Origin of the sequence: Helicobacter sp. 16-1353 (assembly GCF_003288815.1) — a bacterium.
Taxonomy (GTDB): Bacteria; Campylobacterota; Campylobacteria; order Campylobacterales; family Helicobacteraceae; genus NHYM01.
The window spans coordinates 1-23,942 of sequence record NZ_NHYM01000002.1 but is presented as its reverse complement, the minus strand read 5'-3'; the positions used below and the strand labels follow the sequence as shown (position 1 = coordinate 23,942).

Sequence of the window (23,942 nt, the reverse complement as noted above, 5' to 3'; positions counted from 1 at the left end):
TGCGAAGCAATTTTCGTAAAATAAAATCCCGTGCGGTAGCACCAAATAGGGGCGGTGGGTTGGATTCGATAAAGTCGATGGCAAAGCCCTCCCACCGAATGAAAACGCTTTAAAGAATCTAAAAGAATCTTTTATTTAAGGCGAATCTAGATTCAAGGCAAATCTCTTACAAAATCATTTTTTCATAGAACCCTTGCTTTTCGTTTTCAAGCGATTTGTTTAAGAAAGGGGGGACAAGGGGGCTTGAATGACGATTTGCCACTTCGTGGCAAAACGCAGTTTCTAGCAAAAGCGAAATTCGCTCCCCATACCTATCGCAATCTCCCCCAAAATTGGCTTTAGCCAATTTCCTTGCCAACCCCCGACGACGCTTCTTTCGGTGCTGTGCTTCGCACAGGACTAAGAATTTTACGAAAAATTGCTTCGCATTTTTTTAAATCTTGTGTGAGGCGTCAGCCTCACATATAAAATGGGCGGTGGTTGGGATAAAATAAATAGATTCTAAAAACAAAAAGTCTTAAAAAATAAGTTGCACTTAAGAATCTATTCCCGCGAAATCCCATTTACTCAAAACTCAAATCGCTCATAACCCCTTTTAGCACGATTATCGCCCCAGTTGCTAGATTGCTCTTCTCGCTGAAATTATCTTTGGCGACCAAATATCCGCCATTTACTTCCTTGATGATATTGATTTTTGTTGGCATAAAGCCGCCCGCGGTTTCCACAAATACCAAATTATCATTGCTAAATTTAGTCACCATATCATACCCAACCACTATCGTCCCACTCGGGTTTTTCGCCCTTATTAGCACATCAATATTGCTCCCAGCCTTTAACTTCAAGCTAGAATCCAAATTTGCAGAATCCAGATTAGGGGAATCTAAAATCGCCCTTGCTTGGAGCGTATTTGTCATCGTATCAAGGGCGATTGAGAGAGATTCGACTTTGCCGATTTCCACATTTTTAGTGCCATTTTTGATGTAAATTTTCGCATTTTTAGCGATGCTTTCGGCGTTTTGCTCTGGGATTTTGATACTTGCTTGCATTGAGCTATCTTTTGCGATTATGATATATGGGCTAAATGGGGTGATTTTCTCGCCGCTTTTGCTAGGTGCATACGCCAAGATTCCGCTCTCTCTTGCTTTAACTATAAATCCAAAAGTAGAGCTTGAATTCCCCGGATTTACGCCAATCTGGCGGATTGTGGAATCCAAATCTTTCAATTTCAATTCCAACTCATTTGCCAAAAGATAGCTATTTTGATACTCCCGCTGGGAAATCACGCCATCATCATAGAGTGCTTTGTCCTTATTTGCGTTGTTTCGAGCGATTTGGAGCTTAGATTCCGTGTTGTTATACTCATAGATGAGATTTGACAAGGAATCCGAGCTAATGTTGCAAATCGCCTCACCCTTTTTCACAGCCTCGCCCGGGAGCTTGTGAATCTGCGTGATTGTAATCTCAAATGGGCTGGTTTGCTTTAGCGATTGATTGCTGAAATCCACATTCGCCACGAATGGACCAAGCAAGGCATATCCGCTAAAATCCGCCTTTCCTAGCGTGATGCCTAGCTTTTGGCTCTGCTCTTTACTTAGCAAAATCTCATCATAGCCCACAGCTAGGCTAAAAAGGCTAATTAGAGTTAGTATTATTTTTTTCATTTGTGTCCTTTGTTTTAATTTCCTTTTGTAAAAATGATGGGCGATAAAAAATCAAGGGCGAAGTCCTCCAGCGAATGAAAACGCTTTGAGAATCTAAAGCACATTTAAGGTGAATCTGTTTCCTAGCTTTTCTTAGATTTCGCAAACTTGAGCGTTTTAGCGGATTAGAATCTCCACAGATTCCGCATGTTCTAACATTTCAGTTCAAGGGGGACAAGGGGGGCTTGAATTGCGAAGTCGCTCCCCCTTATCCCCCTTCACCCCCAAACCCCCCGACGACGCTTCTTTAGGTATCCGTGCTAACGCACGGAGATTAAGAAGCCAACAAAAATTGCGAAGCAATTTTTGAAGATTCGTGTGAGGCGTGAGATTCACACATAAAAAGGGTGGTGGGTGGGACAAAATAAAATAAACTTAAGAGCCTAAAAATTCCTACAGATTTCCAAAGATTCCGCAGTTTCTAAATTGCAAGAATCTAAAGCAACTCGCAAAGATTTTAAAGATTCGCTTAAAATATTTTTTTATTCGCTGGAGGGCTTCGCCCTCATTTTAATCGAATCCCGCCCACCGCCCCTATTTGGTGCTACCGCACAGAATCTAAATCTACTTCAAAATCTCCCGTCCAAGGCTCTCTTCAAGCATTGAAAGCAAATTTATATAATTCAATTTTTCTTGCGTGGTTTTTATCCTAGCCTCCAAATAATTATTTTTCGTATTCAAATACTCGAAAACTCCCACTGCACCAGCCTCAAACCCCTTTTGCATAATCTCAAATAAATCCTTCTGCACCTCCTCATTTTGTTTTGCAATGGCGATTAGCTCCTTTTGCTCGCTAAGCTGAGCTTTGTATATACTCGCACTTTGGCGGATTTGTCGCTCTTTTAGCTCATTTTGTCGCAAACTCCCGCTTTGAATCTCTAAAATAGCGACTTGTTGGTGGCTAGTCTTGGAGCTAAAGGGAAGTGGAATGATAAATTTCAAATCGATACTATTTGCCCCAAAAGTGTATCCAGCCCCCATTTGCAGGGCGTCCATTCGACTTCGGCTAACCACCTTGGCGCTTTTTTCATAGTCTAGTGCCTCAAGCCTCAAAACCTCGCTATATATGGAGTTTTCCGCCTCTAGGTTCAAATCAATCTCGCCTAGATAGTAAAAATCTAAATCCGCCACCTTTGAAAACTCCCGCCCAGCTAGAATCTGCAAATTCCCAAGGCTAGAATCCACCAAGAGCGACTGCGTTTTTAAAACTGCCACGGCACTCGCATAATCGCTCCTAAATCGAAGCAATTCCGCTTTTGAGATTCGCTCTGCAAGGAAACGCTTTTCTGCGATTTCAAGGGCATTTTTGGCAAGTTGGGCTTTTTCTTTGTAAATCTCAAGTTGCTCTTTATAAATTAGGTAGCTTAGATAACCCCTTTTTGCCCCAATTGCGATGATATTTTTTTGTAACTGCGTGATTTTCACATTTTTTAGGGCTTTTGTGGCGTAGCTATCTTTGATTATCCCACTTACCCACGGCATTTTGGGCGTTAGCATTAGCAAAACTTGGGCTTGGGATTCATAGCGATTTAAGCTTGGATTTTTAGCAAAACTTGGATTAACCTCCACATATGGGGAATCCCACGCATTCATCGCCTTTCCCTCCGCTTCAATCGATTTTGAAAGGGCATTTTGCATAACCAAATCTTGGGAGTTTTCAAAAACTAATTCCAAAAACTCGCTATAAGTTAGATTTTTGCTTAAGTTTTGATTTTGGGACGAATTATCGTCTAAATTTATATATGTGTTTTGCATTAGATTCTCTTTTATTGGAATCTCATTTGCCATAATTTGCAAGATGAAAATCTGCATAAACACAATTTGTATTAATAATTTTCTCATAACAACACTCAAAATAAATTTTCGTAATGCTATGATTTTTGTATTAGAAAATTGTGAGAAAATAATTCTCTTAGAATCCTATGGAATCTTGTTGATTTAAGAATCTTTGATTATTAGATTTTGTAGATTGAAGTTTTTAAAACCCCTTTCCAGATGGCTATGGCACACAAATACATTAGGGGCTCTGCTGTGTTCCCACCCTGAAGCATTACCTAAAGCACCCATTGCATAGGTCTAAAAAGAGGCGAGTGGAATAATAGCTGAATTTTCCTTAAAAAAATATATTACTCTAAAAATATTAACTTTGATGTTTTTAAGTTAAATCTAAAATTCTCCCAAGTATCGCAATAAGATTCCAAAATCTTTATTAAATCTGCAATATTCTAGAATCTTGGCTATTTTTGCATAATAAAGGTGATGTTTTAGATTTTTAATAAATATAGGTGAGTGGATAATTGGCATAAGATTTAAGATATGGGGATTTACCCCCATTTATATTTTTTCAAATCCTAATTTAGATTCTTAGGCTTGTAGAATCCCTAGCAAAGCCTAAAGATTCTACTTTACTTTTTGGATTCTTCTTGTTTTATGGCATTTTCTTTTTGTTCTTTTGCTTTTCTAACAAAATATTGGTCGCTTGTTTTTGTGTTTTTAAATCCATAATCATAAGCAGGTTTTGCGGTGTTATTAGCTAGTGCAAATCCAAAAATAAGCGATAAAATTACTATAAGTTTCATAAAAATCCTTTATATTATTTTTGCGTAGTTTATTTGCTTATTATTAGAAAATTATGAGAATCTACTAAATCAATATTAAGAAAAACAAAATTGAGAATTAATCTTATTTTTAGATACTTTTAAACTTACTTTGAGATTCCAAGACTATAATTCCAACATTGCAAATTTTTGGAGATAGATGATGGATACAAGTTTAGAACAGCAAGGAAAGCGAGCAATCTACAAGCGAGATGGGAGAATCGAGGAGTTTAAAGCATATAAAATCGAAGATGCGATTAAAAAGGCATATAAAAGCGTTTCATTGCCCTATAGCGGGGAGATTTTTACAAAGGTTTTGAAAAAAATCAATGAGGAGCAACTAAAAAGCGTCGAGGAAATCCAAGATGCAATCGAACTAGCCCTTTTTGAAATGCGAAATTTTAGCGTGATGAAGAGCTTTATGAACTATCGCCATTTGCATAAAATCCAGCGTGAAATCATCAAAAAAGCTCCATACGCCACGACCTATGTAGATTCCACCCAAAGCGTGGAGGAGTATATCACAAAGGAGGATTGGCGAGTCAATGCCAACGCAAATACGGGCTATTCCAATGCTGGGCTGGTGAATAATCTAGCCGGCAAACTCATCGCAAATTATTGGCTTGATAAGGTTTATAGCACAGAGGAGGGGAAAGCCCACAGAGAGGGCGATATCCATATCCATGACTTGGATTGCTTGAGTGGATATTGTGCTGGGTGGTCGCTTCGAGTGTTGCTGAATGAGGGCTTTAATGGCGTTCGTGGGCGAGTGGAATCCCACGCTCCAAAGCACTTTCGAGAAGCACTTGGACAAATGGCAAATTTTCTTGGGATTTTACAAAGCGAGTGGGCTGGAGCACAGGCGTTTAGCTCATTTGATACATATTTGGCTCCGTATGTTTTTAAGGATAATTTAAGTTTTAGAGAGATTAAAAAGGCGATTCGAAGCTTTATTTACAACCTAAATGTCCCTGCTCGCTGGGGGCAAAGCCCATTTACAAACATCACTATTGATTGGAGTGTGCCGGAAGACTTGAGAGAGCAGATTCCAACGAGGAATGATAGGCATTTATTCGAGGGGATAGATGATGAGATTCTGTTTAAAAAGGCAAAATCTCGCGGTGCAGATTCCCTAATTTCCCTTACCTACAAGCACTTTTTAGATGAGATGAATCTAATCAATCGCGCTTATTACGAGGTGATGAACGAGGGCGATAAGAACTCTCAGCCATTTACTTTCCCAATCCCAACGGTAAATATCACCGAAGATTTTGACTGGGATTCCCCAAATTGCGATATTTTATTTGAAAATACCGCAAGAATCGGCTCTAGCTACTTCCAAAACTTCATCGGCTCACAATATAAATATGATGAAAATGGCAATAAGATTCCCAATGAGGAGGCGTATAAGCCAAATGCCGTGCGGAGTATGTGCTGTAGGCTTCAGCTAGATTTAAGGGAGCTTTTGAAGCGAGGCGGAGGGCTATTTGGCAGTGCGGAGATGACTGGGTCAATCGGCGTTGTTACGATAAATATGGCACGGCTTGGCTATCGCTTCAAAGGCGATAAAGAGGGACTTTTAAGGGAATTAGCGTATTTAATGGATATTTCCAAATCGAGCCTAGAAAAAAAGCGCGTGGTGGTAAATGAGCTTTTTGAAAAGGGCTTGTATCCCTACACCAAGCGGTATTTGCCACATTTCAATCACCATTTTTCAACCATCGGCGTTAATGGTATGAATGAGATGATACGCAATTTTAGCGATGATAGGGAGAGCATTACGAGTGAGTTGGGAGAATCTATGTGTATAGAAATCCTCGATTTTATGCGTAATAGAATAAAAAGCTACCAAGAGCAAACTGGCAATCTCTACAATCTCGAGGCGACCCCAGCGGAGGGGACTACCTACCGCTTCGCCAAAGAGGATAAAAAGCGATTTAGCGATATTATTCAAGCGGGATTTGGCGAGAATGTATATTATACAAATAGCTCCCAGCTTCCGGCAAACTTCACAGACGACCCATTTGAGGCACTCAAACGACAGGATAACTTGCAGTGTAAATACACTGGTGGCACCGTGCTACACTTGTATATGCGAGAGCGGATAAGCTCATCGAAAGCGTGTAAAGAGCTAGTGAAAAAAGTCATTAGCAACTTCAAACTGCCATATATTACCATTACGCCTGTTTTTAGCATTTGTCCAAAGCACGGCTATTTGAATGGCGAGTATGAATACTGCCCAAAATGCGACGCAGAAATCGAAGCAGAGAATCTAAAAAAGAAGAATCTGGCTTAAGATTCCACTTTAGATTCTGGATTGGATTCTTAAAAATGCGGAATCTGGCTTGAAATTTACTTGAAATTATGTCGATTTAGTAGCTATGACTTGGTTGCAATTTTAAAAAATACTTAAGGAGAAAAAATGAAAAAAGAGGACGCACAAAAGCGAACAAAATGTATGGTGTATACCCGCGTAATGGGCTATCATCGCCCAGTTGAGAGCTTTAATGTTGGCAAAAAAGGCGAACACAAAGAGCGAATCTATTTCAAAGAAAATAGCATAAAATAGATTTTACATAATTCTGTGTTTTTAAAATTTATAAAATATTAAGAAATAAGCTAATTTCAATAAAACCAATCTTGTAAATTAGCTTAATATCTAAAGAGAAATCTATGAACGACAAGCCAATCCATTCAATTACGCCTTTTACAATGCTTGACTTTCCAGATAAATTAGCTTGTATTTTTTGGTTTAGTGGTTGTAATATGGCTTGTCCATATTGTTATAATGTAGAGTTTTTGAAAGAAAAGGGCAAGATTACCAAAGAATATGCATTGAATTTTTTGGATAGTAGAAAAGGTTTGCTTGATGGCGTTGTTTTAAGTGGTGGAGAAGCTACTTTATATAAAGATTTGATTAGTTTTGCTCAATCAATTAAGCAAAGAAATTTTTTATTAAAACTTGATACAAATGCTTCAAATCCGCTCGTTTTAGAAAAATTGATTTATTTTGATTTATTGGATTATGTGTCATTAGATTTTAAGGCACTAAAGGCTAAAGAGCATATTTTTATTAAAAATTTTAATTTGTTTGATAATTTTTTAAAATGCTTAAAATTATTACAAGAAAGTAAAATAAGTTTTTCTGTTAGAACGACCTTGCATAGCGATATTTTAAATGTAGATGATGTAGTAAAAATGGAAAAAATATTACGAGAAAATGGCTATGAAAAAGAATATTTTCTACAACATTTTGTTTTTGATAAAGAAACCTTAAAAGAGTTACCTAAACACGATAGAGAGCAATATAAGGGCATTAAAAATATTGTATTTACAAATTAGCTTAAGAATCTTTTAAAAGCATATTTATCATTTTAATATTACTTTATTTTTTATTTCACAAATATTACACATTTATTTTGATAGAATCCTAGTCGTCTTTTTAAAATTTTCAAGATAAAAAGGAGTAAAATGAAAAAGTTGATTTTAAGCTTAGCAATTGTTGCTGGGGGGGGGGTTGCTTAGTTTTCTATCTGCAGCTCAAAATAGCGGTGTGTTTTTGGGTGTAAATGCTGGAGTTCCTATCACAACTCCAACTTATGGTGGCGGACTTGCAGTTATCAAACAAGCACTTCCTAGCAATGGAATCGGCTATGCGGTGGGCGTAGATTTGGGATACAAACAAGCCTTAAGTAAAAATATGGGTTTAAAATACTACCTCGAATACAACTACAGCAAATCCAAAGGCAAGAAGGAAGGTAGCTCAATTCAATTAATCAACAAAGTAGATGCAAATATCACTGCTGATTTGCTTACCTTAAATATCGATTATTATTTTAATCCGGTGGATTTATTTGGTATTTATGTGGGCATTGGCGTGGGATACCAAAGCTTTAAGCCAACTTGGGATTATGTAGGAATGGGCAACACAACTGGCTCTGTGGGCGGAAAGACAAAGGGCGGACTTGCAGTGCCTTTGAATGTGGGCGTTACATTTAATATAAGCGATGGCAATCAGATTCTACTTGGGGCAAAAATCCCACTTGTGGCATATGACTATAAAACAGAAATCCCAGCTGTATTCTCAGGTGGAGCAGCCACATCAATGGCTCCAGCAAATGTGAAGCTAAAAAACTACATCGTGCAAGTGGGATATAACTACACATTCTAATGCTAGATTATTTAAAATAAAAGATTTCTCTTTTATTTTAAATAAAGCCCTAATCTCAAATCATATCCAAGTATTTATATCTTAAAAGCTGACTTTCATTGCCAGAAGTTCCGCCGGAGTGCAAAAATAGTAGATTTTTATATTTTTGGAATCTATTTTTATTATCCATAATGGCTTTCCACATTACACAATCATATAGCAAATCAAACTCAACCCCAATATTTTTCCACTTTTTATATATTTCTAATAAACTAATATGTGGCTTTGCAAAGGGAAACTTTTCCTTTGGCATAATAATATTTGGGTGGATTGATTTATCATTTGTGAGATTAGAAAATTGCTTTTTTAGATATTCTTTATTGCCTACACAAGCTGTAGTCCACACATCAATATTATATTGTTTTAGGTATTTTTGCAGGAAAAGACTACTAGTGCCTGTTCCCGATGAATAAAATACACATAAATGTTCTAGATTTAGATTTACAATATTTTTCCCAAGCTCTATAATCCCTATTTCTGCTTCGCTCATCGCTCCACCTTGAGGAATAAAAATAGCATTGTTCTTTTTTGCAAAAGAGATAAAATCATTTTGTTGATTATAGAATCTTAATTGCATTCCATTTTCTAATGCAATTTTAAGATTCCCATTTATATTATTCTCTAAGTAGCTTGATAATGCCCTTGTAAAATATGTGAAATTTGCATTTTTATATTTTGCCAAAAATGATATAGCTAACATTGCATTGCTTTGATTTCCACCAAAACTAACAATATTTTTAAAATCCTTATCTAGTAAAAAATAAAATTTATAAGCCTTATTTCCATTTATTTCACTAGAGATTAAATCATCTCTTTTTATTAGATATTTTATCCCTTCATAAGTGTAGGATTCTACTATACTGCGATTAAAATCAATATTCAAACTTAACGCCCATTTTTAAGAATCTATTATTTGGAATCCTAGCTTTTTAAGCTCTAAATTTGCCTGTTTTCTAACATCGCCTTGTAAATTTATTTGTATAAAATCTTCTACAATTTCGGCATTTCCACCGCAACCAAGTTTCTTTTTTAGGATTTGCAGAATCTCTTTTTGATTATCGATATATAGCGGATAAAATGAACTAATAAGTTTATTTTTAACCTTGCTAAGTTTAGAGTGAATCTTATATGTATCTTTTGGCATAATTTTTATTACAGCCTCATTACATATGCATTCACTGCCTAATTCCCCACATTTTTTGCAGATTCTATCTATGCTATCATCAAATGTCGGCTCTAAGATAAATTTTTTCATATTATTCTTTTAAAAGCTGTATTGCTTTAAGTAGACTTAAACCTTTTATTTGCATTCCAGAAGTCATATTTTTTAATGTGATGCCATTGACTTTCAATTCATCATCGCCTATTACAACGACAAATTCATGCCCTTTTGCATTTGCATAAGCAAATTGCTTTTTTAATTTGCTTATTTCAGGATAAACTTCTGTTGGGATAGTGCTTCTCCTAAAAGATTCTGCGATTTTATACGCATAGCCAAAATGTGCCTGATTAAGGCATATGATGAGAACTCGTGCGGAAGTCTGCTTTTTATTTTTACTTTCCATTGCGACTAAAAGTCTATCAATTCCAATACTAGCTCCAACTCCGCTGATTTTTTCTTGTGAAAAGCTACGCGTTAGATTATCATATCTCCCCCCAGAGCAAACACTACCAATATCTTTTTGTCTATTTAGGGTTGTTTCATATACTATGCCGGTGTAATATCCAAGTCCTCTTGCGATGGAGAAATTAATACGATAAGAATCTATATCCATTTGCAAGTTGGATAGAATCTCGCATATATTTTCTAATTCCTCTATGCCTGTTTTTAAACTATCATTCCAATCTTTAAGATAGCTTATTTCATTGAAAAATTCCTTTATATCGCCACTTTGCTTAATGCTTGTAGTTTTAAGTATATTTCTTGCATTTTCTTCATTTGTAATTTTTGTAAGCTCAAATATAATATTTTCCTCGCCTATTTTGTCGAGTTTATCGATAATTCTTAGCACATTTGAAATATCGCTTTGTTTTGTAATGCCGAAATATTCGCAGATTCCATTTAATATCTTGCGATTATTTAGCCAAATGGTAAATTCTTCTATTCCAAGTGCGACCATCGAAGCATAAATAACTTGCACAATTTCCGCATCACAAGCAATGCTATTACTTCCAATAAAGTCAAAATCACATTGCGTAAATTCCCTATATCTACCCTTTTGTGCTCGCTCTCCACGAAATACATTGCCAATGGCATATCGTTTAAATGGCAAATCAATCTTTGCTCTATGCTGTGATATAAATCTAGCCAAAGGCACAGTTTGGTCGAATCGTAATGCTACTTCCCTCCCGCCGTGGTCTTTAAATCTATATAATTCTTTTTGAATCTCATCACTTCCTTGCTTTACCAAAATATCTGCATATTCTAAATGTGGTGTTTCAATCGGGACAAATCCAAAATTTTCAAAAATCCTACTAACAATAAAAAGCAATTTTGATTTTGCCATAGCCTCCATTGGTAGTCTATCTTTAAAGCCACTTAGGGTTCGCGGAACAACTAATATACTAGAATCCTTATTTTTATTTGATTGTATTTCTTTGGATTCTGCTTTTTGGGATTCTACTTTTTGCCTTGAATCTTGCATAATAACCTCTAAAGTAAATGTTAAAAAGCTAGATTCTATCTATCTTTGTGTTAAAAATCTATAAATATGCTAGTTAATATTCTCTAATCCATCTTTTGTAAGATAAAATATTTTATCTACAACTTTGTTTATAAAGTTTTCATTATGCGAAACTATGATTTGTGCTACATCTAGATTTGAGAGTAATTTAGCGACTTTTTCTTGCACCTTAATATCTAATCCACTAGTTGGCTCATCTAATAATATAATTTTGGGATTATATATAAGAACCCCAGCTATCGCTACAAGCTTTTTTTCGCCACCTGAGAGATGAAAAACTATCTCATCTTTGAGATGCCAGATTCCAAATTCATTTAGTATATTTTTTGTCATTTCATAAGCGAGATTTCTATCTACTCCATTGGCTAGTAGGCTAAAACTTACATCATCAAGCACATTCGGGCATATGAATTGGTCATCACTATTTTGAAATAAATAGCCTATATCTTTTCTATAAATCTTATAATCTTTTAAGTTTGAAATATGCTTACCAAAAAGCTTTATTTCACCGCTATTTGGCTCTTTTAAACCAGCTATAATCTCAAGTAAGGTTGTTTTTCCAATGCCATTATTACCGATAATTGCAATCTTTTCCCTATTACCCACACTTAAATCTATATGTTTGAAAAGTAGTCGCTCACCAGCCATTGCACTAATATCTTTGAGTGTTATAGTGTGATTCATAAAACTATCTTTATATGAAAAATATATATGCAAATACATAATATTATTAATAAAATATCTACAAAGCCAATCTTTTGTTTATGTTGATGAAAAAATCTCCCCTTAAAATTTCTAATAATAAATGTTTTTTCTAGAATCTCAGCTTTGTAAAAGGCATTAATAAACAGCATTGCAACCAAATTCGCATAAATTTTATAGGTAAAAAGCGATGTTGTTGGTATGAATCCCCTTGCTTTTAATGTTTTTTTAAGTCTAATAAATTCATATCTAAACTCTTCTATAAATTTTATACAAAAATAGAAAATACTACTTGCCTTACTGCCTATCTTTAGCCTATTTAGAGCAAATGCCACATCAAAAGCATTGGATTTATGAAATACTAAAAGGCTAAATAAAATGATTAGATTTGAGCGTCCAAAAATAACTAAGGCTTGATGAAAATTGCCATATAAACTAACGCTAATACCAACAAGCACGATAAATAAATTTAGAAAAAATAAGTTTTTAAAAATAATAAAAATTTCTTTATATCTAATAATGCCTAATAAGATAATAGGTAAAATAAAAATTAAATCAATACTATTACTTAATGCCACTTTAAAGCTAAATAATACAAGTGCGATAAGCCCACAAGATAGATTTATTTGGGATAGTTTCATTTGCGTTTTTTAATAATATATAAAAGTGTAAATATAATAATAATACTTCCAAATGCTATGGCAAATTTGTATATATATGATATAGATGATTCTATGCGTTCGTTGCTTTGGATTCCACTACTAAACATTATCTTTTTTTCGTGTCCTAATCCACCATCAACTAGAATCTCAAAATTATTTTCTATGAGTTTGGCTTGTAGGATTCCATTTTCATCTGTTTTTAGATTCTCAAAAATCCTACCATTTTTTATAAATTTCACGCTACATTCCTTGCAAGGGGAATTTCCACTAAAATATGTTTTTATATGTATAAAACCTCCCTCTTCAGTGGCAAAAACCTTTAGTGAATGGGCGTTTGCAAATACACAAATAAATAAAATAGATAGGAATTTTAACATTCTACAAACTCCTTTTTTACTTTGTATATAAAGCTAATTCCAAATAATGATATAATGCCCTCAATCCCCATAAGTGGCAGATTTGAAATAAATGCTAAGGTTGCTATGGGGATAAATTCATCACCATTTAAGCTTAAGATTATGCTAAGTAAGCAAGTGGATATAAAAAGCGGAATCGCTCCTACCAAAAACCAATTTAGAGCTTTGAATTTTTTGAATGACATTTTTAAGAAAAATCTACCACAAATAGATGGTGTGCCGATTATTAGTAGGTTTATACCAAGTGTGGTGATTCCGCCATATCCAAAAAGTAGGGCTTGAAGTAGTAATCCAACAAATATAGCAATCATAGCATTAAGTCCTAAAAACGCCCCTATTAAACCACTTAATACAAGGTGAATGGAGGTTACACCAAGTGGAACATGTATAAAAGAAGCCACAAAGAATAATGCACTCAAACAAGCAATTTTTGGAATATCCCTCAAATCTAAGCGATAAATTAGATATGCTACCCAAATCCCAGCGATAATAGCACTTGGAATGATAATTTCTGGTTTTAAAACCCCCTCAGCAATATGCATTAATAATCCTTAAACAAATAGATTATGGAGCTATCTCTATTTATAATCCTTTGTTTCTACCCAAATAACACCGCCAATCTCAACTAGATAATCTTTGCCATCTTTTTTTATTTTCACATCATCATCAATAAGTGCAGCAAATCCCCACCATCCGGCAAGTGGCATAGCAAAGCTAAATTCGCCATTTTCATTTGTTTTAACTTCTTGGGTTATAAAATCTTCACTTGGAGATTTTAAGCCATTTTTATTATAGTATTCGACCTCAACCATAGTATTTTTAAGCGGTTTTCCTTTATATAAAACTACCCCTGTAAATAAATTTCCCTTGTATAATCCATAAGGTCTTGTTAACGGGATTATTTCAGCTTTTAGTCCAAGTGGTTTATCCCAGCCCTCGCCAAATCCATAGCCATTGACTATTGTTTTTGTGATATGCTGGATAAACTTACCCTCAGATGGTTCAAAATATGGCTTTGGGATAACATAAAATTGATACATTGCTGGATTATTTGCATTAAAATTAGCAGTCCAATAGCTAAATTTTCCATCTTTATGCTCTTTTAGATTCGAGAAAATCTGTTTTTTATTATCTACATAAACACCTGCTTCAAGGGGTTTTTCCATATTCATCATTGATTGTTCAAAAGGGTGAGTAAATCTATAGGTTATAGTCATTGTTGCTTCATTTGTATTATTGATTGTAGAATCTTGTGGCATCACAACCCCAAAATGTCCAAATAAACTTATGCCTAAAATCATTGATAAGATTAAGATTTTCATTTTTTCTCCATATTTTAATAGTGTTACATTTTTAAAAAAAATAATACCAAAATTATCTAACAATATTTTTTAATAACACATAAAGCATAATGCAAATCCAAATTTTATATACATCTAGTAACTTTATAATTATTTTTATAGAATCCATATTGAGTTTATATTTTAAAGGTAGGATATTTGAGAGAAGATAATTTGAGAATCTTGCTTCGGCTTCCAAATTGGCTTGGCGATAGTGTTATGGTGTCTCCTAGCTTTGAGCTATTAAAAGAATATTTTAGGAATGCCACATTTAGTTTGATAGGAACAAAGCCAAGTTGCGAGATTTATAGTAGAGATGTGCGGGTAGAAAATATATTTATCGATGAAACAAAAAAGCAAAGCAATAGGATTCGGGCTACTTTGGATTTTGCTAAGATAATCGGTAGGTATGATATTGCAATTTCATTTAGTAATACATTTTTTTCAGCATTGCTTTTATATGCGACTAAAACCCCTATAAGAGTTGGATATGGACGCAATTTTCGCTCTTTATTGCTTACTCACAGAATCCCCTTTATAAAAAATATACATCAAGTTTTATCATATATGAATCTAGTAAATGGACTTTGTAATAAGGATTTAATACACCCAAATAGCGATACTAGTGATATACAAGGGCTACAATTAATCTCACAAAAGATTAAAAATTTTCATAAAGATGAAAGTAGGATTTATATAGGTATTAATCCCGGGGCAGCTTATGGAAGTGCTAAGAAATGGGAAGAGAAGTATTTTGCAGAGATTATGGCATATTTTTTACAAAATGATTATATGGTGTTTTTATTTGGTAGTAAGGGAGATAAAGTAGCAGAATCCATAGAATCTCTACTAAAAAAATATGAAAATCTAAATATGAATAATCTAATCAATCTAGTAGGGCAGACCTCAATTCACCAGCTTTGCGATTATATCGCTATGATGGATTTATTTATCACCAATGACAGCGGGGCAATGCATATTGCAGCGGCACTCAATGTGCCTATTATAGCGATGTTTGGTTCTACAGATTCTAAAGAAACTAGCCCGTGGAGGGCGAATGCGATTATTTTAAACAAAAATCTCCCTTGTTCGCCTTGTAAAAAACGGGAATGTCCGCTAAAACATCATAATTGTATGAAATTAATAACCCCCGATGAGGTAATCTATAATGCAAATAAATTGCTATATTTTAGAAGTAATTAAATTTTATTATAATTCTATAATTCAATCTAAAAGGTTTTAAATGAGTAAGATAGTGGCAGTCATTGATATAGGTTCTAACTCTGCTAGAATGGCGATTTTTAGACGAACGAGTCGATTTGGATTTTCATTAATATTTGAAACTAAAAGTAAGGTTAGAATCTCGCAAGGTTGTTATGAAAATGATGGAATCTTGCAAGATGAGCCAATAAATAGGGCATTAAATGCTATTAGGGATTTTGCAAAATTAGCCAAAATCCACAATGCCAAAAAGCTTTTTTGTGTAGCAACAAGTGCGGTTAGAGACGCACCAAATAGAAATCAATTTATATCCTTAATAAAAAAAGAAACAAAAGTGCAAGTAAAGGTAATAGATGGGCAAAAAGAGGCATTTTTCGGGGCGGTTGCGTGCTCGAATCTGCTTCATAAAAAAGATGGCATTACTATCGATATTGGTGGCGGTTCTACTGAATGTGCGATTATAGAAAATGGACAAATAAAAGAGCTAATCTCGCTAAATATCGGCACGATTAGGCTTAAAGAGTTATTTTTTGATACTAAAGTTGATATAGAAGGTGCAAAAGAATTTATACAAAAAGAGATAGACAAGATTCCATCGTCATTTATGGGTGAAAATGTTTTTGGTATCGGTGGAACGATTCGCGCTTTGACAAAATTAATAATGAAAAAAGAAAAATATAAAATACATTTTATCCACGGATATGAATTTGAGGCATTAAGATATATTTCATATTTTAAGAGAATCTATAATAGTGAATTAAAAAAGTTAAAAGAGTTTGGAGTCCCGCCAGATAGGGAGGATAATATACGAGGCGGAGCATTAATATTTTCTATGTTATTAGAAAAATTTAATACAAAATTAGTCATTACAAGCGGGGTTGGCGTTAGAGAGGGGATTTTCCTTAGCGATTTATTGCGTAATCAAAAATACTCATTTCCAAAAGGTTTTAATCCGTCCTATAGAAGCATTTTAGATAGATTTATCATTGAAGAAAAATTGCAAAATAATGTAAAAAATAATGCTGTAAAATTATTTGAGATTCTAAGTCCTAGACATAAAATCGATAGAAAATATCTTTTTCATCTACAAACTGCCGCAGGGCTAACTAAAATCGGCAATTATCTTAGCTTTTATTCATCAAATGAGCATAGTGCATATTTCATATTAAACGCCCTAAGTTATGGATATTCCCACGCTGATAGAGCTATTATTACTTTGCTTGTTAAATATAGCGACAAGAAAATTCCCCAAGATGACGAGATTTTACACATTAGCAAGATTATGCCGGATATTTTGATTTTGCAGTGGCTTAGCTTTATTTTAAGTATCGCAGAATCTTTGAGTTTCGCCAATGATAGCTTTGATTTTTTATTTAAAAATAATATTCTTTATATTACAAACAAGGAAAATGCCTATATTGTAAAAGAAAAAGTTGAGTCTTTACACAAGCCCGAGCCATTGGGGATAGAGTTTATCTAATGGGGCGAAAAATGCTTAAAATGAAGTGGAGCGATTTGAGATTGGAGCGGAACGATTTTACATTAGGGCGAAAAATATGAGAATAGCCATAATCCGCCTTAGCTCACTTGGAGATATTATCAGCACAGCGGTGTTTTTGGATTTTTTACGCTCGTCTCTAATTAAAGCTGGGGCAGAAAAAAATGTGGCGGAAGAAAATACAGCTAAGAATAATGCGGAGACAGAATTTAAGGCGGAAAAAAATGTAGCGGAGAATCTCCATATAACTTGGATTGTAGATTCCGCATTTAAGGGGATTTTGGCGGATTCTCCATATATTAGCGAGATTTGCGATATTCCATTGCGTGAATCCAAAAAGCAAAAAACTATTATTTTTGATATTTATAAAAAACTAAAAAAGCTAGAAAAATTTGACTTAGTTTTAGATTTTCAAGGGCTTTTAAAGTCCGCAATTGTAGGGAAAATCCTAAAATCAAATGATTTTATAGGCTACTCCAAAAATGGGGCAAGGGAGAAAATAGCTAGTATTTTTTACACCAAAAAAGCCGAGATTCCATATGAAGAGCATATTTTAAAGCGGCAATATGCCATTTTAAAAACGGCTTTTGAAACTATGGCGGATTTGGGCGCGTTTGGCGCGACGAAATCTATGGCGGATTTTAGGGCGGATTTTAATCTTAAAATGCTAGATTCTAGAGATAGGGCGTTTAAGTATTCTAAAAATGCGGAAAATAAAATAAATGAGATTCTAAGCGAATCTAAAAGCAAATCCGGTAAATCCGGCAAATCCGGCGAATCTAAATCCCTACAAATTAAGATTCTATTCCTACCTGAAGCCTCAAAAATAGAAAAAGAATATCCGCTTGATTGTTTTTATAAAGTCGCACAAGAGCTTAAAAAGGCGTTTTCAAATCTAAGAATCTATCTTTTATGGGATAAGAAAAAGAGCGAAATTGCCGACTTGGCACAAAAAGATAGCGTATTTTGCCTTTTGCCACATTTGAATTTTGATGAAATTAAAGCATTAGTTGCACGAATGAATCTTGTAATCGGTGGCGACACGGGGATAACGCACCTAGCTTGGGCGATGCAAACGCATTCAATCACGCTCTATGGCAACACGCCTATTGAGCGATTCCGCCTTGATGGGGATAATCACATTTCAATCACAAAAATCAAGCAAAACGCCATAGTTAAGGGCGATTTCTCCATACGCGAGATTAGCCAAAATGAAGTGGCGCAATCTGCCAAGATTCTATTAAATAAACATTTACCAAATGTCGCAGATTCCGCTAAAGATTCCAATAAAAAATCTAGTAAATCCAAAGAATCTATAGAATCTAAAAGCCCAAAAAAATCCGCCGAATCCACTCCAAAAGCCACCAAAAAGGGATAAGAATGAATAAAATACTAGATTTTTTCATCATCATTTTTGCAAATACATTTGGATTCATATTAAGCCTTATAGGCGATAAAATCTTTTATTTTTGCGTTAGATTCGTGGCATTTTTATTTAAATCCTTAGATAAACGACGGAAATTTGACTGCTTAAATAACCTTGATTTCATCTATGGCGACAAGCGTTCAAGTGTCGAAAAACAGCGGATTTTGCATAGGGCATATGAGAATTTCGCCTTTGTGCTTTTAAACTCACTTCGATTGCTTTTTATGGATAAAGCTAAATATCTCTCTAAATTCCAAGCTCATAATACAGAGATTATCGAAAATGCCATAAATGGGGGGGATTTCCTAGTTATCACGGCTCATTATGGCGATTGGGAGGCTACTGCTAGGTGGATTGCGGCAAATTACCCACAAATCAAGCTCTCCGTCGTGGGGCGAATGACGAATTTTAGCTCGATAAATGCTCTTATGGAAAAGTCAAGGGAGACTTTTGGCTCGGCATTTGTGGATAAAAAAGGGGCGAGTAAGGTTTTAGTTAGGCTTTTAAAAGAGCCAAATAACGCCATTGGACTTGTTATAGACCAGCATATTTCTCCAAATGAGGGCATTTGGGTGGAATTTTTTGGGCGTGAGGTTACGCATACGCCCATTGCAGCGATTTTATCACGCAAGTATAATATCCCAATCATCGCTGTTAGGACAACTCTAAACGATGATTATAGTGGCTATAATATCTATTTTGATTTTATAACAAATGCCATAATTTCCAAAGATAGCAAAGCAGATATCGCCCAAATGACGCAACTACAAGCCAATTGGACGCAACAAATCATAGAGGAGAAGCCAGATGAGTGGTTTTGGTTTCACAAGCGATTTAAGGCAAAATACAACGATATTTACACATACAAATCCAAAAATTAAAGCTTTTAAATCCAAATAAATTTTTTAGCATTTTTATAATTTCGTTATATTTTTTAAAATATTTGACTTATATCATTATATTTTTTTTAATATTTCGTAAAAATACCTTGTTTGGTTTTTTATGGTTAAGATTTTGTAGGATATTAATCTCTTAAATAACATAATTCCAAAATCCATAGAATCTTACTTTTATAAATCAAACAAAACTTCTTAAAAAGGGCTATTAAAATGCGACTTTTAATATCTTTTTTATTTTTTTTCTCATTTGGTGTTAGTGTATTTGGAGCAAACATTAAAGCCTATGCTACAAATCCGCCTTTATCGTTTATGCTATATATCATTAGTCCAGAAAGTATGATTGGACTACCGTATAAGCCGTATAAAGAGGATTTAACATTTCTTTTGCCAAGTGTCTCAAAACTGCCCGTTATAGGAATGGTTGGCGGTGGAAAAGAGATTAATTTGGAAATGCTTTTATCGAAAAAACCTAGTATAGTTTTTGTAAGCCATTCGATGAAAGATTCCGCCACTGACTTCGAAGAAAAACTTAAAAAATTTAATATCAAAGTAGTTTATCTAAAAAGTCAAAATATCATAGAATCATTAGATTCTATGGTTATTATGGGGGAATATCTAGGAAAAAAAGAAAGGGCATTAGCCCTTAAAAACTATGCTTTGGATTTGCTAAAAGATTTGGAATCTAAAAAGGTTACAAACTACCCTAGTGTGTATTTCGCACAAGGTATAAGTGGATTAGAAAGTGAATGTGGCGATGGCTCTATAAATGATGTTGCTAAAAATATTGGTGGAACGAATATTATTCAATGCGACGATTTGGCTGATAGTGTAAAAAATGGAAGAATATCCATTAACATTGAGCGTATAATAGAGCGTAATCCAAGTTTTATTTTTGTTCGGGAGATTGCGTTTTACAATGAGCTTAAGGCAAACCCTCCTATAAAATGGCGAAATATTTCTGCGATAAAAAATAATAAGGTTTATTATGCTCCAAGTAGCCCCTCAAATTGGCTCTCTCGTCCGCCATCGCTTATGCGAATTATCGGCTTTCCGTGGGCGTTTAATATTATTCACCCAGAGATTGATTTAGGATTTGATTTGAATGCGAAAATAAAGGAGTTTTATGCCCTATTTTTGCACTATGAGAATCTAAGCGATGAGGATATAGAGCGGCTAGAAAAGGGCGAATAGCGGATTTTAGCTTTATTTTGGGTTTTTATTTGGGTTTAAGGTCGGCGGTTTAGGAAATGTTAAGTATTTGGTATTTAATCCCAAGTTTTGGGGTTAAATATGAGTTTTTTGAAAGCTATAAAGTTTTAAATTTTTGGTTAAGTTTTAAACTTTGGGGATTTATGGCGAGATTCCACCGCTTTATGGCGATGATGGGAGTAGATAAAAAATAGGGCGAAGCCTTAGCGAAACTTTTTCCATAAAATGCCATCATTTAAAGCGATTGTTTCGTAAAGATAAGGGTTTGAATGATGAATTTACCGCTAAAGCGATAAAAGCGAAGTTCACTCCACATCTTATAATCTCCCTAAAGCGAAGCGAAGTTTTTTGCGAAGAGAAGTTTTTTTGTCAACCCACGATTTCGCTTCTTTTAATCTTGTGCTAACGCACGGAGATTTGAGAAGTTAATTAAAAATTGCTCTGCAATTTTTACAAATCTTATGTGTGGCGATAGCCTCATATAAAGGGCGGTGGGTGAGACAAAATAGATTTATTAAAAGTCTAAGGGCTTTATTGTTTATAAACCTTAGATTCTCGATTTTCGTTAGAAATTTGTAGCTTTAGGGGTTTCGAAAACGAGCGATGGCGAAGTTTCTTGTAAAGGGGCAACGCCCCTTATCGTAAAGCGGGGCTTTGCTCCACTGCGAAATTAAAGTATATAAAACTTAGTTTCGCCTCTCCCGCTTTTAGCGGGTAGCTTTGGCAGGAAACTTCGGCTAAAGCCTTGTTTTACACGAAGCTACGCTTTGGGAGTTTAAAACGAAACGCAGTGAAGTTTCTTGTAAAGGGGCAACGCCCTTATTTCAAAGCTAGTAATTCCACTATTGCCGGCGAAACTAAGTTTCGCCTCTCCCGCCTTTGGCGGGTAGCTTTAGGTGGGTCGAGGGAGTAAAACTCCCCGTCGTAAAGTGGGGCTTTGCTCATCTGCGAAATTATACCTTAGCCTCTCGAATTTTGTTAAAAATTCGTAGCTTTAGGGGGTTTAAAGGGGCAACGCCCCTTATCGCAAAGATGAGCTTAGCTCATCTGCGAAATTAAAATTAAAAAGGAGAACAAATGAAAAATATAAGCAAAGTTTTATCAATTATTTTATTATGGGGGGGGCAGTATATGCCCAAGATTCTACAGATTCTAGCTTAGAGCAAGTAAATCTAGGCGAAGTCGAGGTCGTAGCAAATCGTATCGATGAAAATAGAACAGTAAGCATCGTCGATGAAACCGAGATTAAAGATATGAATATGAAAGACTTATCCCAATCTCTTAGCTATACTTCAGGCGTGATTTACTCCCCTGCTAGTGGTAGTCGTGGCGAGTCCAGCTTTAGCATTCGTGGGTATGATATGGGGCAGACTGGGATTTTCGTAGATGGGATTCCTATGTATTCTATCTATGATAAGCAGACAGATTGGGGGCAATTCACGCTTTTTGATGCACAAGATGTGCAAATCTCAAAAGGCTATACAAGTATGCTCTATGGTCCAAATACACTAGGCGGAGCGGTGAATCTAGTTACCAAAAAGCCAGTAGATAAATTAGAAGTAGAATTAAGAGCACAATACCAAACACCAAATCAACACTACGAATACGCTAGGATTGGGACAAACTTAGGGAAATTTTACGCACAATTTAGCTTTTCTAATCTACAAAGGCAGTTTTATAAGCTATCAAATCATTTTAAAACTACGCCCTTTCAACCGACAAGATACCGAAAAAATAGCTATTATGATAATCAGCGATTTAACCTAAAGCTAGGCTTTACGCCAAACTTGACCGATGAATACAGCCTAAATGTAACCTACCAACAAGGCAAAAAGGGTGGGATTCCAAGCACTAAGGTAGCTAGTAGATTTTGGGATTGGCCCGCGTATGATAAAATCACTGCTTATTTTCTATCAAATACCAAGCTAAGCGATATGGTTACGCTAACTTCTAGGGTATTTTATGATACATTTTATAATGAGCTTCATATGAAAGGGCAGTTACAAGACACTGGTTTGCTAAGTGGGAATCCAACTGGAACTTCTATCTATGATGATTGGACTTTAGGGGCGACACTTGGGCTTGACCTAGATATTAGCCCAAAAGATTATCTAAAGTTTAGCATTCTAGCAAAAAGTGATAATCACAGAAATGACGATGGCAATGCAAATCCAAGCACAAAGCAAAGCGATATTACAAGCTATATAGCTGGGGAATATACTAGAATCTTCCTAGATAATCTAAGGGGAGCTTTGAGCCTAAGCTATACACGAAATGATGTATTTTTAGCACAAACCACAAATACCGCAAAACAAATCGTAGATGACTCTAAAAGTAGCCTATGGGGAATAGGAGCTCAAGCCATACTCTACTATGACCCACTAGATAATGTAAATCTATACGCCACAATAGGCAAAAAGGACAATGTCCCAACACTAAAAGATAGATACTCCACCACTTGGGGAGAGAGAGTGCCAAACCCAAGCTTAAGGACTGAAACTGCCATAAACTATGAGCTAGGCTTAAGCTACTATCCAATCGATGAGCTAGGGCTTAGCCTTGCTGGATTTTACAATGATTTAACAGATATGATTGTAAGCGAGAGTATGCCAGATAGTGCTTGTAGTGCTGGAGGTGGAGATTGCTATCGCCTAGTAAATAAACCAAGTGGAAATGCGTGGGGTATAGAAGCTGGAATCGAATATGAGCTAATAGATACACTAAGCCTAAATGCCAACTATACATATATGAGAAAAAGGGCAAAAGACGGCACTAAAATATTAAACTTTCCAAACCACATCGCAAGTGCAAGAATAAAATATAATCCGCTAATCGATTTAGATTTAATCATAGGTGCTAGATATACTAGCAATCGCCTAGATGGCGTAAGTGCTGGACGAAATCAGCCTACAAACTATGTCAGCTCACCAGATGTGTTTTTAATGGATATTCGAGCAGCTTATAGAATAAGTGGCTTTGAAATCGCACTAGGAATAGACAATGTAACAGATAGAAACTATTGGTATTCCTATGGCTACGAAATGGAGGGCAGGAGATATTATATAGAATTGGGGTATAAATACTAATTTGAATTATCGTGGATTCTATCCACCCATTTAAGCGTGAGGCTACGCCTCACGGAATCTTTTAAAAATCTGTGCTTTAGCACCCAAAAAAGCAAATTATTAAAAACTTTGAGTTTTTGATAATTCGTAAATAGGGGCGGTGGGTGAGATTAGATTAAGATGAGGGCGAAGCCCTCCACCAAATCCTAAAAATTGCGAAGCAATTTTTATAAACTAAAATTTCCGTGCGTTAGCACGGACACCGAAAGAAGCGTCATCGGGGGTTTTTTTGGGGGGGGGGATTGCGTTAGCA

Annotated in this window: 23 protein-coding genes and 1 other RNA gene; 11 read left to right on the top strand and 13 right to left on the bottom strand. The window is 35.3% G+C overall.

The features are described from left to right. Positions 1-563 precede the first annotated feature (563 nt). From CCY99_RS01445 to CCY99_RS09420, 5 genes are all read right to left on the bottom strand, one after another. Positions 564-1,661, bottom strand: coding sequence for an efflux RND transporter periplasmic adaptor subunit (locus CCY99_RS01445; RefSeq protein WP_112059640.1), 1,098 nt, complete (start codon positions 1,659-1,661; stop codon positions 564-566). A gap of 603 nt (positions 1,662-2,264) precedes the next feature. Next, positions 2,265-3,542: a TolC family protein gene (locus CCY99_RS01440; protein WP_112059639.1), complete on the bottom strand. Its 1,278-nt coding sequence runs from the start codon at positions 3,540-3,542 to the stop codon at positions 2,265-2,267. 143 nt (positions 3,543-3,685) lie between these two features. Beyond that, positions 3,686-3,783, bottom strand: an RNA gene (gene ffs, locus CCY99_RS01435) — signal recognition particle sRNA small type. Positions 3,784-3,866: 83 nt separating this feature from the next. Then, positions 3,867-4,034, bottom strand: coding sequence for a hypothetical protein (locus CCY99_RS09425; protein WP_181646794.1), 168 nt, complete (start codon positions 4,032-4,034; stop codon positions 3,867-3,869). A 71-nt stretch (positions 4,035-4,105) separates the two neighbouring features. Then, positions 4,106-4,279, bottom strand: coding sequence for a hypothetical protein (locus CCY99_RS09420; protein ID WP_181646793.1), 174 nt, complete (start codon positions 4,277-4,279; stop codon positions 4,106-4,108). 178 nt (positions 4,280-4,457) lie between these two features. Here CCY99_RS09420 and CCY99_RS01430 point away from each other — a divergent pair, with 178 nt between their 5' ends. From CCY99_RS01430 to CCY99_RS01415, 4 genes are all read left to right on the top strand, one after another. Then, positions 4,458-6,593: a ribonucleoside triphosphate reductase gene (locus CCY99_RS01430; protein ID WP_258442963.1), complete on the top strand. Its 2,136-nt coding sequence runs from the start codon at positions 4,458-4,460 to the stop codon at positions 6,591-6,593. 126 nt (positions 6,594-6,719) lie between these two features. Further along, positions 6,720-6,866, top strand: a complete 147-nt coding sequence (nrdD, locus tag CCY99_RS01425; protein WP_112059638.1) for an anaerobic ribonucleoside-triphosphate reductase — start codon at positions 6,720-6,722, stop codon at positions 6,864-6,866. Between the two features lie 104 nt (positions 6,867-6,970). Continuing rightward, a complete protein-coding gene (locus tag CCY99_RS01420) occupies positions 6,971-7,639 on the top strand; it encodes an anaerobic ribonucleoside-triphosphate reductase activating protein (RefSeq protein WP_112059637.1) in 669 nt (222 codons plus the stop codon). Between the two features lie 175 nt (positions 7,640-7,814). Beyond that, positions 7,815-8,468 (top strand): outer membrane beta-barrel protein, encoded by a 654-nt coding sequence (locus CCY99_RS01415; protein WP_181646792.1) that lies wholly within the window; start codon positions 7,815-7,817, stop codon positions 8,466-8,468. A 55-nt stretch (positions 8,469-8,523) separates the two neighbouring features. On the opposite strand, the gene CCY99_RS01410 is transcribed toward CCY99_RS01415, so the two are convergent. The 8 genes from CCY99_RS01410 to CCY99_RS01375 form a co-directional block, all read right to left on the bottom strand. Continuing rightward, positions 8,524-9,390 carry a 1-aminocyclopropane-1-carboxylate deaminase/D-cysteine desulfhydrase gene (locus tag CCY99_RS01410; RefSeq protein WP_112059635.1) on the bottom strand — a complete coding sequence of 289 codons (867 nt, stop codon included), beginning with the start codon at positions 9,388-9,390 and terminating at the stop codon, positions 8,524-8,526. Between the two features lie 15 nt (positions 9,391-9,405). Continuing rightward, positions 9,406-9,762, bottom strand: a complete 357-nt coding sequence (locus CCY99_RS01405; protein WP_112059634.1) for a hypothetical protein — start codon at positions 9,760-9,762, stop codon at positions 9,406-9,408. 1 nt (position 9,763) lies between these two features. Beyond that, positions 9,764-11,152, bottom strand: coding sequence for a histidine--tRNA ligase (gene hisS, locus CCY99_RS01400; RefSeq protein WP_112059633.1), 1,389 nt, complete (start codon positions 11,150-11,152; stop codon positions 9,764-9,766). Between the two features lie 69 nt (positions 11,153-11,221). Then, on the bottom strand, positions 11,222-11,875 hold the full coding sequence (locus CCY99_RS01395) for an ABC transporter ATP-binding protein (protein ID WP_112059783.1): 654 nt from the start codon (positions 11,873-11,875) through the stop codon (positions 11,222-11,224). Further along, entirely contained in the window at positions 11,872-12,534 is a 663-nt protein-coding gene (locus CCY99_RS01390) for an energy-coupling factor transporter transmembrane component T (RefSeq protein WP_258442957.1), read from the bottom strand. Before CCY99_RS01390 ends, CCY99_RS01395 begins: the two co-directional genes overlap by 4 nt. After that, positions 12,531-12,932: a hypothetical protein gene (locus CCY99_RS01385; RefSeq protein ID WP_112059632.1), complete on the bottom strand. Its 402-nt coding sequence runs from the start codon at positions 12,930-12,932 to the stop codon at positions 12,531-12,533. Before CCY99_RS01385 ends, CCY99_RS01390 begins: the two co-directional genes overlap by 4 nt. Further along, entirely contained in the window at positions 12,926-13,513 is a 588-nt protein-coding gene (gene cbiM, locus CCY99_RS01380; RefSeq protein ID WP_112059631.1) for a cobalt transporter CbiM, read from the bottom strand. Before cbiM ends, CCY99_RS01385 begins: the two co-directional genes overlap by 7 nt. 36 nt (positions 13,514-13,549) lie before the next feature. Next, entirely contained in the window at positions 13,550-14,293 is a 744-nt protein-coding gene (locus CCY99_RS01375) for a DUF4198 domain-containing protein (RefSeq protein ID WP_112059781.1), read from the bottom strand. Positions 14,294-14,470: 177 nt separating this feature from the next. Here CCY99_RS01375 and waaF point away from each other — a divergent pair, with 177 nt between their 5' ends. The 7 genes from waaF to CCY99_RS01345 all read left to right on the top strand — a co-directional run bounded on the left by waaF (position 14,471) and on the right by CCY99_RS01345 (position 23,650). Beyond that, positions 14,471-15,514, top strand: a complete 1,044-nt coding sequence (gene waaF / locus CCY99_RS01370; protein WP_258442950.1) for a lipopolysaccharide heptosyltransferase II — start codon at positions 14,471-14,473, stop codon at positions 15,512-15,514. A gap of 40 nt (positions 15,515-15,554) precedes the next feature. Further along, the gene (locus CCY99_RS01365) at positions 15,555-17,012 is read left to right on the top strand and encodes a Ppx/GppA phosphatase family protein (RefSeq protein WP_112059630.1); all 1,458 of its coding nucleotides are present in this window, start codon (positions 15,555-15,557) and stop codon (positions 17,010-17,012) included. A 76-nt stretch (positions 17,013-17,088) separates the two neighbouring features. Next, positions 17,089-18,408 (top strand): lipopolysaccharide heptosyltransferase I, encoded by a 1,320-nt coding sequence (waaC, locus tag CCY99_RS01360; protein ID WP_112059629.1) that lies wholly within the window; start codon positions 17,089-17,091, stop codon positions 18,406-18,408. 2 nt (positions 18,409-18,410) lie between these two features. Further along, a complete protein-coding gene (locus CCY99_RS01355; protein WP_112059628.1) occupies positions 18,411-19,337 on the top strand; it encodes a lipid A biosynthesis lauroyl acyltransferase in 927 nt (308 codons plus the stop codon). Positions 19,338-19,565: 228 nt separating this feature from the next. Then, positions 19,566-20,546 (top strand): ABC transporter substrate-binding protein, encoded by a 981-nt coding sequence (locus CCY99_RS01350; RefSeq protein WP_112059627.1) that lies wholly within the window; start codon positions 19,566-19,568, stop codon positions 20,544-20,546. Between the two features lie 56 nt (positions 20,547-20,602). After that, on the top strand, positions 20,603-20,758 hold the full coding sequence (locus CCY99_RS09415) for a hypothetical protein (RefSeq protein ID WP_181646791.1): 156 nt from the start codon (positions 20,603-20,605) through the stop codon (positions 20,756-20,758). Between the two features lie 921 nt (positions 20,759-21,679). Beyond that, positions 21,680-23,650 carry a TonB-dependent receptor gene (locus tag CCY99_RS01345; RefSeq protein ID WP_112059626.1) on the top strand — a complete coding sequence of 657 codons (1,971 nt, stop codon included), beginning with the start codon at positions 21,680-21,682 and terminating at the stop codon, positions 23,648-23,650. Positions 23,651-23,942 lie beyond the last annotated feature (292 nt).

What these genes read in the sequence shown, in the direction of transcription:
- CCY99_RS01375 (WP_112059781.1), bottom strand. Translation starts at nt 14,293, where the DNA reads ATGAAAATCTTAATCTTATCAATGATTTTAGGCATAAGTTTATTTGGA.
- CCY99_RS01350 (WP_112059627.1), top strand. Translation starts at nt 19,566, where the DNA reads ATGCGACTTTTAATATCTTTTTTATTTTTTTTCTCATTTGGTGTTAGT.
- CCY99_RS09425 (WP_181646794.1), bottom strand. Translation starts at nt 4,034, where the DNA reads ATGGGGGTAAATCCCCATATCTTAAATCTTATGCCAATTATCCACTCA.
- CCY99_RS09420 (WP_181646793.1), bottom strand. Translation starts at nt 4,279, where the DNA reads ATGAAACTTATAGTAATTTTATCGCTTATTTTTGGATTTGCACTAGCT.
- waaC (WP_112059629.1), top strand. Translation starts at nt 17,089, where the DNA reads ATGAGAATAGCCATAATCCGCCTTAGCTCACTTGGAGATATTATCAGC.
- CCY99_RS01405 (WP_112059634.1), bottom strand. Translation starts at nt 9,762, where the DNA reads ATGAAAAAATTTATCTTAGAGCCGACATTTGATGATAGCATAGATAGA.
- CCY99_RS01355 (WP_112059628.1), top strand. Translation starts at nt 18,411, where the DNA reads ATGAATAAAATACTAGATTTTTTCATCATCATTTTTGCAAATACATTT.
- CCY99_RS01390 (WP_258442957.1), bottom strand. Translation starts at nt 12,534, where the DNA reads ATGAAACTATCCCAAATAAATCTATCTTGTGGGCTTATCGCACTTGTA.
- CCY99_RS01365 (WP_112059630.1), top strand. Translation starts at nt 15,555, where the DNA reads ATGAGTAAGATAGTGGCAGTCATTGATATAGGTTCTAACTCTGCTAGA.
- nrdD (WP_112059638.1), top strand. Translation starts at nt 6,720, where the DNA reads ATGAAAAAAGAGGACGCACAAAAGCGAACAAAATGTATGGTGTATACC.
- CCY99_RS01440 (WP_112059639.1), bottom strand. Translation starts at nt 3,542, where the DNA reads ATGAGAAAATTATTAATACAAATTGTGTTTATGCAGATTTTCATCTTG.
- CCY99_RS01445 (WP_112059640.1), bottom strand. Translation starts at nt 1,661, where the DNA reads ATGAAAAAAATAATACTAACTCTAATTAGCCTTTTTAGCCTAGCTGTG.
- CCY99_RS09415 (WP_181646791.1), top strand. Translation starts at nt 20,603, where the DNA reads ATGTTAAGTATTTGGTATTTAATCCCAAGTTTTGGGGTTAAATATGAG.
- CCY99_RS01345 (WP_112059626.1), top strand. Translation starts at nt 21,680, where the DNA reads ATGGGGGGGGCAGTATATGCCCAAGATTCTACAGATTCTAGCTTAGAG.
- CCY99_RS01420 (WP_112059637.1), top strand. Translation starts at nt 6,971, where the DNA reads ATGAACGACAAGCCAATCCATTCAATTACGCCTTTTACAATGCTTGAC.
- CCY99_RS01430 (WP_258442963.1), top strand. Translation starts at nt 4,458, where the DNA reads ATGATGGATACAAGTTTAGAACAGCAAGGAAAGCGAGCAATCTACAAG.
- CCY99_RS01385 (WP_112059632.1), bottom strand. Translation starts at nt 12,932, where the DNA reads ATGTTAAAATTCCTATCTATTTTATTTATTTGTGTATTTGCAAACGCC.
- hisS (WP_112059633.1), bottom strand. Translation starts at nt 11,152, where the DNA reads ATGCAAGATTCAAGGCAAAAAGTAGAATCCCAAAAAGCAGAATCCAAA.
- CCY99_RS01395 (WP_112059783.1), bottom strand. Translation starts at nt 11,875, where the DNA reads ATGAATCACACTATAACACTCAAAGATATTAGTGCAATGGCTGGTGAG.
- cbiM (WP_112059631.1), bottom strand. Translation starts at nt 13,513, where the DNA reads ATGCATATTGCTGAGGGGGTTTTAAAACCAGAAATTATCATTCCAAGT.